The 12,265-nt window shown below is 55.4% G+C and carries 14 protein-coding genes and 1 tRNA gene; 4 read left to right on the plus strand and 11 right to left on the minus strand.

Annotation, left to right across the window (positions count from 1 at the left end; all coding sequences use genetic code 11):
- Positions 1–71: 71 nt before the first annotated feature.
- Together FPT12_RS17665 and FPT12_RS17670 are read left to right on the plus strand one after the other, a co-directional pair.
- A complete protein-coding gene (locus tag FPT12_RS17665; protein WP_145017897.1) occupies positions 72–362 on the plus strand; it encodes a type II toxin-antitoxin system ParD family antitoxin in 291 nt (96 codons plus the stop codon).
- Positions 363–364: 2 nt separating this feature from the next.
- A complete protein-coding gene (locus tag FPT12_RS17670; RefSeq protein ID WP_145017899.1) occupies positions 365–721 on the plus strand; it encodes a type II toxin-antitoxin system RelE/ParE family toxin in 357 nt (118 codons plus the stop codon).
- Positions 722–851: 130 nt separating this feature from the next.
- Here the strand turns inward: FPT12_RS17670 and FPT12_RS17675 are convergent, their stop codons facing one another.
- Positions 852–1,313 (minus strand): hypothetical protein, encoded by a 462-nt coding sequence (locus FPT12_RS17675; RefSeq protein WP_145017901.1) that lies wholly within the window; start codon positions 1,311–1,313, stop codon positions 852–854.
- 189 nt (positions 1,314–1,502) lie between these two features.
- Between FPT12_RS17675 and mobH the strand changes: the two genes are divergently transcribed.
- Together mobH and xerC are read left to right on the plus strand one after the other, a co-directional pair.
- Entirely contained in the window at positions 1,503–3,383 is a 1,881-nt protein-coding gene (mobH, locus tag FPT12_RS17680; protein WP_145017903.1) for a MobH family relaxase, read from the plus strand.
- A complete protein-coding gene (gene xerC / locus FPT12_RS17685) occupies positions 3,380–4,732 on the plus strand; it encodes a tyrosine recombinase XerC (RefSeq protein WP_145017905.1) in 1,353 nt (450 codons plus the stop codon). The genes mobH and xerC overlap by 4 nt, the downstream gene beginning before the upstream one ends.
- 374 nt (positions 4,733–5,106) lie before the next feature.
- Here xerC and FPT12_RS17690 read toward each other — a convergent pair.
- The 10 genes from FPT12_RS17690 to ybgC all read right to left on the minus strand — a co-directional run bounded on the left by FPT12_RS17690 (position 5,107) and on the right by ybgC (position 12,152).
- Positions 5,107–5,182, minus strand: a tRNA-Lys gene (locus FPT12_RS17690).
- 63 nt (positions 5,183–5,245) lie between these two features.
- The gene (queC, locus tag FPT12_RS17695) at positions 5,246–5,938 is read right to left on the minus strand and encodes a 7-cyano-7-deazaguanine synthase QueC (RefSeq protein WP_145017907.1); all 693 of its coding nucleotides are present in this window, start codon (positions 5,936–5,938) and stop codon (positions 5,246–5,248) included.
- Position 5,939: 1 nt separating this feature from the next.
- Positions 5,940–6,587 (minus strand): 7-carboxy-7-deazaguanine synthase QueE, encoded by a 648-nt coding sequence (queE, locus tag FPT12_RS17700; RefSeq protein WP_123584226.1) that lies wholly within the window; start codon positions 6,585–6,587, stop codon positions 5,940–5,942.
- A 169-nt stretch (positions 6,588–6,756) separates the two neighbouring features.
- On the minus strand, positions 6,757–7,590 hold the full coding sequence (gene ybgF / locus FPT12_RS17705) for a tol-pal system protein YbgF (protein WP_054593709.1): 834 nt from the start codon (positions 7,588–7,590) through the stop codon (positions 6,757–6,759).
- Between the two features lie 6 nt (positions 7,591–7,596).
- A complete protein-coding gene (pal, locus tag FPT12_RS17710; RefSeq protein ID WP_054593710.1) occupies positions 7,597–8,094 on the minus strand; it encodes a peptidoglycan-associated lipoprotein Pal in 498 nt (165 codons plus the stop codon).
- Between the two features lie 52 nt (positions 8,095–8,146).
- Complete coding sequence (tolB, locus tag FPT12_RS17715; protein ID WP_371922574.1) at positions 8,147–9,397, minus strand: Tol-Pal system beta propeller repeat protein TolB; 1,251 nt, start codon at positions 9,395–9,397, stop codon at positions 8,147–8,149.
- Positions 9,398–9,444: 47 nt separating this feature from the next.
- Positions 9,445–10,524: a cell envelope integrity protein TolA gene (tolA, locus tag FPT12_RS17720; protein ID WP_145017911.1), complete on the minus strand. Its 1,080-nt coding sequence runs from the start codon at positions 10,522–10,524 to the stop codon at positions 9,445–9,447.
- Positions 10,524–10,976 (minus strand): protein TolR, encoded by a 453-nt coding sequence (gene tolR, locus FPT12_RS17725; RefSeq protein WP_162174768.1) that lies wholly within the window; start codon positions 10,974–10,976, stop codon positions 10,524–10,526. Before tolR ends, tolA begins: the two co-directional genes overlap by 1 nt.
- A 23-nt stretch (positions 10,977–10,999) precedes the next feature.
- Positions 11,000–11,695 (minus strand): protein TolQ, encoded by a 696-nt coding sequence (gene tolQ / locus FPT12_RS17730; RefSeq protein WP_145017913.1) that lies wholly within the window; start codon positions 11,693–11,695, stop codon positions 11,000–11,002.
- Positions 11,685–12,152 (minus strand): tol-pal system-associated acyl-CoA thioesterase, encoded by a 468-nt coding sequence (gene ybgC, locus FPT12_RS17735; protein ID WP_019693257.1) that lies wholly within the window; start codon positions 12,150–12,152, stop codon positions 11,685–11,687. Before ybgC ends, tolQ begins: the two co-directional genes overlap by 11 nt.
- Positions 12,153–12,265: the final 113 nt, after the last annotated feature.

Raw genomic sequence — 12,265 nt, forward strand, 5'->3', positions numbered from 1 at the left:
GCTTTCGCAAGTCAATTGGCATAATATGCCAACAAGAAATGCCGCCCTCCCCTTAGCAACTGGAGCACACCATGGCCACTCGAAACGTAGTCCTTACCGACCATTTGGAAAAGGTCGTGAATGACCTTGTTCTGTCGGGTCGTTACCAAAATGCCAGTGAAGTCTTGCGTGAAGGCCTCCGTCTACTGGAAAAGCGCGAAGCCGAAGAAGCCGCCAAGCTCGACGCGCTGAGACATGCCACCTCGATAGGATTAATGGATCTAGAACAGGGCCGCTTCATTGAAGTCCGCAGTGAGGATCTAGGCAACCTTCTGGCGGATATCGGTAATCAGGCCGCCCAATCCGTCGCAGAGAAACATTGAGCATGACGCAGTACCGAATTTCTGACACAGCGCTCTCTGACATAGCGGACATTCTGAAACACTCCCAATTACAGTTCGGCACCGGCGCCAGAGTCCGTTACCAGGAGCTCTTACGCACAGCTATCGAGGACTTGGCCCTCGTGCCGAACAGAATCGGTAGCAGCATGCGAGACGAGGTCGCACTCGGCTTAAGAAGCTTTCATCTGGTCCATTCGCGCAAACGGGCTGCCACGGCAAATGGCATGGTCCAACGCCCTCGGCATATCATCTTTTACCGACTAGCCGACGATCAGGTTATCGAGATCGTCCGGATCCTGCATGATGCGATGGAGGCCAGGTTTCACCTCCCGCAGGACTGACCCACCAAATGGCCCAAATGGTAAATGGCTTTTTCAAGCGAAGGGAATGGTTCACAAGGGTAAGAGCCTTACCTGAAAGGGCCGCTTTCAGCGAAAAAGGCTTTACCCCTTCTCCTCTGGATTAACTCACTCAGTGCATATCTACATATGCTTGTTCAGAGAAATGACTCAGTAATGAAAAATAGCTGGCCCGTGAACTGACGTCTAAAGGCTTGATCGATCCCAACGCTTTCATCGTTTCTACTGCCTGTTCAGGGGGCAAGCTGCTGGTAAGCGGGACCGGCTGTTGGCAGAAAAAAACCTTCCCAGACGACTCAGCCAGCTCCAATAAATCACGCACCTCCAGATATCGAGGATAACGAGCGGCGGTCAGAAATAGGCCATCGAAAACTACATACACGTGACCGATGTGAGGGATCGTGTACTGCACTAAGGCTGCGACTAAGGGCAGATTGTTATCATCCTCATCATCCGGTTTATTTCGCTCGCTCGCGAATAGAATAATCTGGTCGGAATTTCCATCTCTGATCATGTCGCAAAGCGCTCGAACATTCACTGAGGTGGATTTTACGTCGTACCGTAGCGCTACCATTCTTTACCTCTCCATAAGCCCTACGGCTTCATGCTATAGGACCAAGCTCGCGCCAATTCTGCCGCCGTTCGGCTCACACCACCATCAAAAGATGGCACTTTGCCAAAGAAATCCGCAGGGTACCAATTGATACTTTCCTATTGTTCCCTTCCCCTCCGATAGAGGAAAAGCCCGCCCCATGATTCTTTCATGGAGCAGGCGATGTTCTTCTTCCGACGCAGCAAAGCCACGACCAGTGTGGCACATACACCCCAGGGCTTTTTACAACCAGCCCCTGCAAAGGATCTGTTGGCATCACCGCGTCGACAGAAGCTCATGGAAAACATATGGCAACGCGCGTCATTGTCACGCCAGCAATTTATCGATCTTTACCGTAAGCCTCTCGAACGCTACGCGGAGTTGGTCCAGCAGCTCCCTGCTTCGGAAAATCACCACCATGCACACCTAGGTGGCATGCTTGATCACGGTTTGGAAATCGTTGCCTACGCCCTGAAGATCCGGCAGTCCTATCTACTTCCGATTGGTGCACCTCCGGAATCCCAGTCAGCCCAGGCCGAAGCCTGGACCGCTGCTGCGGCTTACGGCGCTCTGCTGCACGACATCGGCAAGGTCGCGGTCGACGTCCACGTTGAACTTCATGGCGAAAAGATCTGGCACCCTTGGCACGGGCCGATAAAGCGCCCTTACCGCTTCCGCTACGTGAAGGGGCGTAACTATCAATTACACGGCGCGGCCGCAGCCCTCATCTACGCCCAAGTCTTGACCCCTGACATTTTGGATTGGCTCAGCGGATTCCCCGAAGTGTGGTCGCAGTTGATTTTTATCTTGGCCGGTCAGTACGAAAACGCCGGCATCCTGGGTGAGATCGTGGTGCAGGCCGACCAAGCGTCAGTCGCTCTGGAGCTGGGCGGCAATCCGTCCCGAGCTTTGGCAGCGCCGAAACAGTCCCTACAACGGCAACTGGCCGATGGTTTGCGTTACCTGGTCCGTGACAAGTTCAAACTGAATCAGCCAGACGGCCCCTCGGATGGATGGTTGGCACAGGATGCGCTATGGCTGGTGAGCAAGCCGATTGCAGATCAACTTCGAGCCTATTTACTGACACAAGGGGTCGATGGAGTACCGAGCTCGAACGCCCCCTTCTTCAACATGCTGCAGGATCAGGGGGTGATCCAGACGAATGCACAGGACAAGGCTATTTGGAAAGCCACCATCGACAACGGTAATGGTTGGAAAAACACTTTTACCCTTCTCAAGCTCTCGCCGGCACTAATCTGGAATGATCCGAGTGATCGCCCACCGGTATACGCAGGGACACTCGAGGTCGAAGCCGGTAATCCCGTGGACAGTACCGTCGAAAATTCACAAGTTCTCTCGACTCAGATTGTCACAGCCCCTCCCGCATTTGTTTCGAACCCGTCCCTCCCGACGGGAAAAATCTCCCCCGACACACCAGGTAATCCAGCGGAGATTGCTGCGCTGATGGATCTGCTTGATAACATCACATCGCCACTACAGACAGAAATCGACCCAGAAGCCAAAACCTCGGCGGCAGAGACCGCGCCTTTTGGACAGGAAGACGCCCAGCCAGCAACAGCTTCCAGCGTAGAGAGTTTACCGGCAGTCATAGCCGACACGGATGCTTCGATACATAGAACAAACAGCGAGCTGGGTCAGGGATTTGTTGAATGGCTTAGGAATGGCCTCGTCTCCCGTCGAATCATCATCAATGACACCAAGGCTTTGGTGCATACCGTATCGGGGACTGCAATGCTTGTTACACCTGGAATCTTCAAGCGCTACGTACAGGAGTTTCCTGCCATTGAAGTGCAGGCAAAATCTCAAAAAATCAACGGCTGGCAATTGGTGCAGCGAAGCTTTGAAAAGCAGAAGTTGCATAGAAAAACCGAGAAGAGCCTCAACATCTGGACGTGCAAGGTCACTGGTCCCAGAACGACAAAACAGCTTCGTGGATACCTGTTGAAGGACCCGCTCACCGTATTTTCCGAAGTACCTTTCGATAACGCGAGCCTGAGCCTGGTGACCGAAGCAAAGGAGGGTGTTGAATGAGCACACCTCTAGCCCTCACCAAGGACTACATCTTTACTCACGACTTAAGAGATGCCACCGCGAAGATCTACTTTGCGGCCACAAGAGCGTTGACCAGACACTTTGGAGAAGAAATTTCACTTGAATCCATAGATCACCGTTCGATCCTAGGATGGCGTCGGAAAGAGCTGGAGCGTGGGCTGGCAAAACAGAGCTGGAACACCTATTCAAACCATCTCCGGACTGTATGGGGGTATGCCATTGAACAGGGAACGCTGCTACACACGTCCATTAACCCGTTCAAAAAAACCACTGTCATCCCACCCAAACGCCCCAGTAAAACCGTCGCACGTGATGCAATCAAACGAGCGCGGGATTGGCTCAAATCCATGGTGGCGGAGGAGTGTTATTCAAAGAAACGTAGCGCCATTACACCGGCCTGGTTCTGGCTCGCCGTTTTCGAAATGTTTTACTACACCGGCATCCGACTGAATGCCCTACTGACACTTCGATACGGAGATGTGGACTGGGACAACAGAATTATCAAAGTCCAGGCTGACACAGAGAAAACTCACCGCGAGTTCTCAATACCCATCATGCCAGGCCTGGAACCCCATATTTTGAAACTGCTCGAGGCAGCAAAGGAAATTGGATTTGCACCAGACGACCAGCTTTTTAACGTGAATCGCTTTTCCAGACATTATCGCTCAACGGTTATGAACATCGACCAGATCGAGGGCATGTATCGCAAGCTGACTCGGGAAGTCGGAATTCGCATGACCCCGCATAGGTTCAGACATACCCTCGCAACGGATCTAATGAGACAGCCAGAGCGAAATATCCACCTAACCAAGAGCCTGCTGAACCACTCAAATATCGCCACCACGCTCAGCTATATCGAGGTGGATTACGATCACATGCGAGCAGTGCTGCATGAACGAAGCCTTTCACAGGGTGCGATAGCATTTGAGAGACGGGTCGACGAGCATATGCCTGTGCCGGTGGCTCAGCCACTTCCCGTCCTGCCCGAACCAGTTGCTTTGCCTCAACCAGATGTATGCATGGAGCCGATGGTGTTCGAGGCAGACGAAGTTAGGGGCAAAGAGTGCTCCTCACACATTCCGATTCCCTCGGAGTCAAAGCTGCTAACACACGTCGCCAGCATAACCTCGGAACGCTTCACTCTGGAGCAGGCAATTCTGCCGGTCGGAACTGGATTGAGTCATGAGCTGACCTGGGATGGACCAGGAACGTGGTGGGAAGAACTCGGTATACCCCCCGCCTCCTCAGGAGATGAGGTGTCCGAAAGCTCGCTACTGTTGACGTTGATGATCAACAGGGTTGGCATCAAGTCTTATAGCTGGAGCTGAAGCAGCCCCTGATGTTCGACCGCTGGGACAGGACTGTCGTAAGCAGCCCTCGTTACTGTCTGGATTGGGATGAAGCAGGCCTGATCTGGAGGATAAGTTTCGCCCTCAAATCGACTTTTCAGAAATGAATTCCAGCGTTAGCTGAGTTACTTTCGTTGACAAAACGGAGCAGGCTCGCTCCGGCCTTCGCCCTATTCCATATTGACATCACGACGACTCGAAACTAATGTTCGATCCAGACGGCTGCATGTCTGTACGTTGGTGATAGCTCTACCCACCCTCCAGACCCGCACCCCCACTGTATTGCAGGCAAAAAAAAACCCGAAAATCCTCACTTACGTGGGCCTTTCGGATTTTCTGAACTGCTATAAAAATGGTGGGTCGTGTGGGATTCGAACCTACGACCAATTGGTTAAAAGCCAACTGCTCTACCAACTGAGCTAACGACCCGCTGTGTGGTGGCGCGTATAATACTGATTTTTAAGGACTATTCAACACCTAATTTGAAATAAATCAAAAATAAACGGTTGGGTCGCTGATTCCGGCCGCCAGGAAGCCTTCTGCACGCAGACGGCAGCTGTCGCATTTTCCGCATGCACGGCCGTTATCGTCCGCTTGATAGCAGGAAACCGTCAGCCCATAGTCGACGCCAAGCTTCACACCCGCCTGGACAATTTGCGCCTTGCTGAGGTTTTGCAGCGGTGCCTGGATACGGAAACCGTTCCCCTCTACCCCGGCCTTGGTCGCCAGATTGGCCATGCGCTCGAAGGCTTCGATGAACTCGGGACGGCAATCCGGGTAACCGGAATAATCCACCGCATTCACGCCGATGAAAATGTCGCGCGCACCGAGCACCTCAGCCCAGCCCAATGCCAGGGACAGGAACACAGTATTGCGGGCCGGCACGTAAGTGATCGGGATACCTTCGCTCGGCGCCTCAGGCACATCGATGGAACTGTCGGTCAACGCCGAGCCACCAATGCCGTTCAGGTTCAGGCCAATCACCTTATGCTCGATCACGCCCAGATCGCGCGCTACACGTTCGGCAGCCTGCAACTCGGCACGGTGGCGCTGACCATAGTCGAAACTCATGGTGTAGCAGCTGTAACCGTCAGCACGGGCCATCGCCACGACCGTTGCCGAGTCCAGACCGCCAGACAGCAGGATCACTGCGCGTTTTTCTGCCTTGTTCAGTTGCTCAGTCATTTCAGCGCCCCGGCTCGTCGTTCCAAAGATATTTATGCAACTGCAATTGCAGGCGCACTGGCAGGTTGTCCGCGACAATCCAGTCAGCCAGCTCGCGCGCGCTCAAGTCATGGTGACTCGGCGAGAACAGGACTTCGCCGGCACGCTGGTCAAGACCGTACTGAATCAGCTTGGACACCGCCCAGTCGTAGTCTTCGCGAGAGCAGATCACGAACTTGACCTGATCGTTGGCCGTCAGCAGTGCGATGTTCTCGTAGAGATTGCGATGCGCTTCTTTCGACCCGGGTGTTTTCAGGTCGAGCACTCGGCTGACCCGTGGATCAACCGCCGAAATATCCAGGGCGCCGCTGGTTTCCAGCGACACCTCGTAACCGGCGTCACACAGCTGCTTGAGCAAAGGGATAGCGTTAGGTTGTGCCAACGGCTCACCGCCGGTGACACAGACGTAGCGCGGACGAAAGCCGGCCACTTGCTCGAGGATATCGTCGAGCGGGCGAACGGTGCCGCCAGTGAAGGCATAGGCGCTGTCGCAGTATTGGCAACGCAATGGGCAACCGGTCAGGCGCACAAATACAGTGGGCAGCCCGGCAGTCCGCGTTTCACCCTGCAACGAGTAAAAAACTTCGGTAATTCTCAATGTGTCTTGCATAGTCGCCACGGGCGTAACAGCTAAACAGGCTGTCCGCCTCCGTCAGGCACTTAAAGGAACCCCGCCAACGCGCAGATCCCAAAAAGCGGTGTTTCATAAAAAAGGGGGGTGAATTCTAACGAAAAAACCCGCGGCAAGCGCGGGTTTCTTGTAAACGGGTCAAACAGCCTTACATGCGCTGCAAATCGCGTTGGGCCAGCTGAGCGGCGGAAGTACCCGGGTATTGGGAAACCACCTGCTGCAGAATGCCTTTGACCTTGTCGGTATGACCCAGGCGGCGCTCTACATCAGCGAGCTTGTACAGCGAGTCAGGCACTTTGGCGTGCTTGGGGTACAGCTGCGAAACCTTGGCAAAAGCCTGACCCGCACCTTGCAGGTCGCCCTTGGCCAGGTTCACTTCGCCCAACCAGTATTGGGCATTGCCCGCGTACTGACTGTTCGGGTATTTGCGCAGGAATGCCGCAAACGCCTGGCTGGCTTTGTCGAAATCCTTGGCTTTGATCAGGTCGAAGGCCGCATCGTAATAGAGCTTTTCCTTCGCCGGATCACCCGGTTCGCTGCTGGCCGCAGGGGCTTGAGTGGCAGCACTCGCACCTGCAGCTGCACCGGCGGCATTATTCATATCGCCACCGGCTGGAGAATTTTGAGGAGCCGCAGCGGGTGCACCGCCGGTTCCAATACGCCGATCAAGATCCTGATATCGCTCCAGGTTTTCCTGCTTCATGCGCGCTACATCATTTTGCAGAACTTCGATCGCACCCTGTTGCCGCGCGATTTGCTCCTGCATTTGTTGCAGTTGGTTGAACAGCACGCCTTGTGCCGAGGCAGGGGCCGTAACCCCTCCCCCGGCATAGGCGCCGTTCGTACCGTAACCCGCAGGCGGATAACTGCTCCCGCTATTGTTATAACCGGAGTTGTCATCGACCACAGGAACCGCAGCCCACACCGCAAGCGGTGCGAGACTGAGAGCCAGAACAGTTACAGCACGACGGCACGTTCGCATGACGAATTACTTACGCAGTTCGACGCGACGGTTTTGAGCCCAGGACTGCTCGTCGTGGCCAGTAGCAACTGGACGCTCTTTACCGTAGGAAACCAGTTCCAGCTGAGCTGGGGAAACACCTTGCAGTACCAGGTAGCGTTGAACGGCTTTCGCACGACGCTCGCCCAGTGCCATGTTGTACTCACGAGTACCACGTTCGTCGGTGTTGCCTTCCAGAACAACGCGAGCGCCGTTTCCTTTCAGGTCTTTGGCGTGAACGTCCAGAGCGCGCATGGCTTCTGGCTTCAGGTCCGAACTGTCGTATTCGAAGTAGAAGGTGGTGATTGCGCGCAGAGCAGCTTCTTCGCTCAGGGAGCCGTCAACTGCACCAGTGTTAGCGCCGTAACCAGCGTTTGGATCTACAGCGCCTGCACCGGCGTTGTCGCCGCCTTTGGACGAGCAACCTACAGCTACAGCCATGGCCAGGGCCAGCGCAGCAAACTTACCAAACTTCAGCATTTCCATCGTGAAACTCCTAATGAACCCCAATGTGTTAAGTAAAACGTGTAGCGCCGCGTCAGTTCAGGTAAGGGGACCAGGAAGGTTCTCTGACTTCGCCTTGAGCGGTAGGAAGCGGGAGCCTTACGCGTCCATTGATGGACACGAGCATCAAGACTCCCCGGCCCTGCTGGGCGGTGGCGTAGATTACCATGGTGCCGTTGGGCGCAACAGTGGCTGACTCATCTAGGTTGGTGTCTGTCAGGATCTTTACACTACCGCGCTGCAAATCCTGAGCCGCCACCCGGAAATTGGTGAAGCCATCCTGACGGTGAATCATGACAAGCGTCTTCTCGTCAGCCGACAGTTTCGGGTTGGCGTTGTAGTTACCGATAAAGGTCACACGCTCCGCACCACCACCATTGATGTTGGTCTTGTAGATCTGCGGCTTGCCGCCACGGTCGGAGGTGAAGTAGATGGTCGAACCATCCTTACCCCAGAACGGTTCGGTGTTGATGCCAGGGCCAGCCGTTACGCGATTGATCTGACGCGACCCCAGGTTCATCACGTAGATGTCCGGGTTACCGTCCTTGGACAGCACAAACGCCAGGCGAGTACCGTCCGGCGACCAGGCTGGTGCGCCGTTCAGGCCTTCGAAGTTGGTGATTTGCTCGCGGCGACCGGTGTCGATGTTCTGCATGAAAATGCGCGGACGCTTCTGCTCGAACGACACATAGGCGATGCGCTTGCCATCGGGAGCGAAACGCGGCGACAGGATCGGCTCACGCGATTGCAGCAGGGTCACGGCACGAGCACCGTCGTAGTCCGAACGCTGCAAGGTGTAGCGCGTGTTGTTCACCGAAAAGCGCTCGGCCGTTACATACAGCAGGCGTGTGGAGAACGCGCCCTTGATGCCGGTCAGTTTTTCGAACGACTGGTCGGCGATGTAGTGCGCCATGTCGCGCAGTTGATCGACGCCACCCGACACGCTACCGGTCAGCACTTGCTGCTCGGTCGCGACGTTGAACAGTGCGTATTGCACCTGCAGGCGACCACCTGCCGGAACAATGCTGCCGACCATGATGTACTGGGCGCTGATCGCCTTCCAGTCACGGAAAATGATTTCGCTGGCCTGGCTCGGCTGGCTGATCATTTGCTGCTTTGGAATTGGCGAGTAGTAGCCCGAGTTACGCAGGTCATTACCAATGATTTCGGCCATGTCGTCCGGCAGGACGGTGCCGCCCTGGAAGCCGAACGGTACGACTGCGATCGGGGTAGCCCGATCACTGCCGCTGGTGACCAGAATGTTTTTTTCGTCTGCTACCGCCATCCCTGCCAGGCAGCAGATAACGACAAGCATTCCTCGAAGAAGGTTTCTCACAAGGCTAGATCCTCAGGTGTGAATGTCATCTTGAATGAACGATACGGAGCGAAATCGCTCGGCTTCATTCCCTGCATTTCTGTCAAACGTCCAATATTCTTGACCGCTGCCACAGCCGACGAGTCGAACGGACCATCGCCACTGGACTTGGCCACGCTGACCGAAGTCACCGTACCATCGGGCAGCATGCCGATTTGCAGCACGACCGTCATGCCTTTGCGTGCCGAAGGAGGACGAGCCCAACCTTCCGCTGCCCGAGCACGAATCAGATCGTCGAAACTGCCCGCGGTTTCATCGCCCTGCTCATCGGCCAAGGCTTGCTGACGCTGCGGCGTGTCGGAAAGCAAATCAGCCAGGGCCTGAGCCTTTTTCTCTTCGGCAGATTTACGCGCTGCTTCCTGCGATTTTTTCTTCGCAGCATCGGCAGCAGCTTTCTTCTTCGCATCCTCGGCGACTTTTTTCTTCGCCTCGTCCGCTTCAGCTTTCTTCTTGGCGTCTTCCGCGGCTTTCTTCTTCGCGTCTTCGACTATCTTTTTCTTCGCTTCTTCAGCGGCCTCTTTCTTGGCCTCTTCTTCAGCGGCTTTCTTGGCTTCTTCTTCAGCTTTCTTCTTGGCTATATCAGCCAATTGTTTCTGTTCGGCCTTTTTGGCTTCGGCGGTCTTCTTCGCTTCATCGGCTTTCTTGGCTTCATCAGCCTTCTTCGCCTCTTCCGCTTTCTTCGACTCGTCGGCCTTCTTGGCTTCCTCGGCTTTTTGAGCCGCCGCTTCTTTCTTTTGTTCCGCAGCCTTCACCGCTTCCTGCTCGACCTTCTTCTGTTCCATCTGTTCGACTTCGGTCTGGCGCGCAGCGGATTTCTGCGCTTCACCCGCAATCTTCTGATTGGTCTGGGTGGTCGCCCGACTTTTCGATTTCAGTTGGTACAGGGTCGCCTGGACGATCGGCTTGGCCGGCGGCAGCTCCGGGGTCATGGCAAAACTGACGAACAGCATGCCAAACACCAGCACGTGCAGGCCTATCGCCCAGACACTAGGCCAGAAGTAGCTTTCCGAGGCTGTCGGCTCTCGCTGTTGCTGCATCAGGGCGCCTCGGTAATCAAGCCAACATTACCGACCCCGGCTTTCTGCAACCCACCCATGGCGCCCATGACGGAGCCGTAATCGACGCTCTTGTCACCGCGAATGAAGACCTGGGTGTGCTTGCCGTTTTCATTACCGGCGCTGATGATTTTAGTCACGGCGCTGGTCATCTGCGGCAGGGTCATGGCCCTGTCCTGCTGTTTATCGGTGTCGACTTCGCTGCCAAGGTTCCAGTAATAGGTCTTGTCAGCCTTGATCGAAATGGTCAGAACCTGAGTGTTGTTGTCTTGCGGCAAGGCTTCGCTGGAAACCTTGGGCAGATCAACTTTCACGCCCTGATTGAGCATCGGTGCGGTCACCATGAAGATGACCAGCAGTACCAGCATCACGTCGATGTAAGGCACCACGTTCATCTCGGCAACCGGCTTGCGCTTTTTGCGAGCTCGAGCGATTAAAGCCATTGGGAATTACCTGCTTATTCTTCGCTGGTGTGCACTTTGCGGTGCAGGATCGCCTGGAACTCATCGGCGAAGGTGTAGTAACGGCCGAGCAAGGTTTCGCTGCGCGCAGCGAAACGGTTGTAAGCGATAACGGCCGGGATCGCCGCGAACAGGCCGATTGCCGTTGCAACCAGTGCCTCGGCAATACCTGGAGCCACGGTGGCCAGGGTCGCTTGCTGGGCAGTTGCCAGTCCACGGAAGGAGTTCATGATGCCCCAGACTGTACCGAACAGGCCGATGTACGGGCTGACGGAACCGACGGTCGCAAGGAACGGCAGGCTCTGCTCGAGCTTTTCTTCTTCGCGGGAAATGGCCACGCGCATGGCACGTGCCACACCTTCCATGACCGCTTCCGGATCAACGCCTGGCTGCTGACGCAGACGGGAGAATTCCTTGAAGCCTGCACGGAAGATCTGCTCTACGCCGGAATCCGGGTCAGGGTTGCTGCCGGCCTGACGGTAGAGTTTGGACAGGTCGATGCCGGACCAGAAGCGCTCTTCAAAGCTCTCCAGGGCACGCCGACCGGCGCGCAGCAAGTTGCTGCGCTGAAAGATCATGATCCACGAGGTCACCGATGCGGCTACCAGAATCAGCATTACCAACTGCACCACAACGCTGGCATTGCTGACCAGGCTCCACATGGAGGAATGGTCGACGACGTTAGCTTCCACGCTTTATCTCCTGCTCTGAGTGTGTACCCGCGCCGCTCACGTCGGCAAAGGCCGCACGTAGAGCTTCGGGAATGGCCCGGGGTTTCAAACTATGGGTGCGCACACAGGCCACCAAAAACTGCCCTTCGCAGAGCAGTGCATTATCCGCGGCTCGCCTGACCTGCTGTTTAAAGCGCAGGCTGACGCGGTTCAATTCGATTACTTCTGCACTTACCAGAAGCTCGTCGTCCAGTCGCGCCGGCGCGTGATAGCGCGCTTCGCTGGAATGCACGACGAACAACAGGTCCTCACCAGCAAGCTGCGATTGGGCAAAGCCCAGCTCCCGTAGCCGCTCGGTTCGAGCCCGCTCCATAAACTTAAGGTAATTAACGTAATACACGATGCCGCCGGCATCGGTGTCCTCGTAATAAACGCGACAACGATGTGCGAACGACTCAAGCCCGTTTTGCGCGCGCATACTCTAGTGCTTACTCCTCAGGTTGCCAATCCGGCCAGGCAACTGTTTTTTCATTCTCGAACGACTTTCGTGCGAAAGATCGGCAATCGCAGTCCCCTAGGACCGCACAAAGC

Source organism: Pseudomonas sp. H3(2019), assembly GCF_007713465.1.
Classification (GTDB): Bacteria; Pseudomonadota; Gammaproteobacteria; order Pseudomonadales; family Pseudomonadaceae; genus Aquipseudomonas.

Coding starts and splice junctions, on each gene's coding strand:
- mobH (WP_145017903.1), top strand. CDS start 1,503: ATGGAGCAGGCGATGTTCTTCTTCCGACGCAGCAAAGCCACGACCAGT.
- ybgC (WP_019693257.1), bottom strand. CDS start 12,152: ATGCGCGCGCAAAACGGGCTTGAGTCGTTCGCACATCGTTGTCGCGTT.
- FPT12_RS17675 (WP_145017901.1), bottom strand. CDS start 1,313: ATGGTAGCGCTACGGTACGACGTAAAATCCACCTCAGTGAATGTTCGA.
- queE (WP_123584226.1), bottom strand. CDS start 6,587: ATGCAAGACACATTGAGAATTACCGAAGTTTTTTACTCGTTGCAGGGT.
- FPT12_RS17670 (WP_145017899.1), top strand. CDS start 365: ATGACGCAGTACCGAATTTCTGACACAGCGCTCTCTGACATAGCGGAC.
- FPT12_RS17665 (WP_145017897.1), top strand. CDS start 72: ATGGCCACTCGAAACGTAGTCCTTACCGACCATTTGGAAAAGGTCGTG.
- xerC (WP_145017905.1), top strand. CDS start 3,380: ATGAGCACACCTCTAGCCCTCACCAAGGACTACATCTTTACTCACGAC.
- tolA (WP_145017911.1), bottom strand. CDS start 10,524: ATGCAGCAACAGCGAGAGCCGACAGCCTCGGAAAGCTACTTCTGGCCT.
- tolB (WP_371922574.1), bottom strand. CDS start 9,397: ATGGCGGTAGCAGACGAAAAAAACATTCTGGTCACCAGCGGCAGTGAT.
- queC (WP_145017907.1), bottom strand. CDS start 5,938: ATGACTGAGCAACTGAACAAGGCAGAAAAACGCGCAGTGATCCTGCTG.
- ybgF (WP_054593709.1), bottom strand. CDS start 7,590: ATGCGAACGTGCCGTCGTGCTGTAACTGTTCTGGCTCTCAGTCTCGCA.
- pal (WP_054593710.1), bottom strand. CDS start 8,094: ATGGAAATGCTGAAGTTTGGTAAGTTTGCTGCGCTGGCCCTGGCCATG.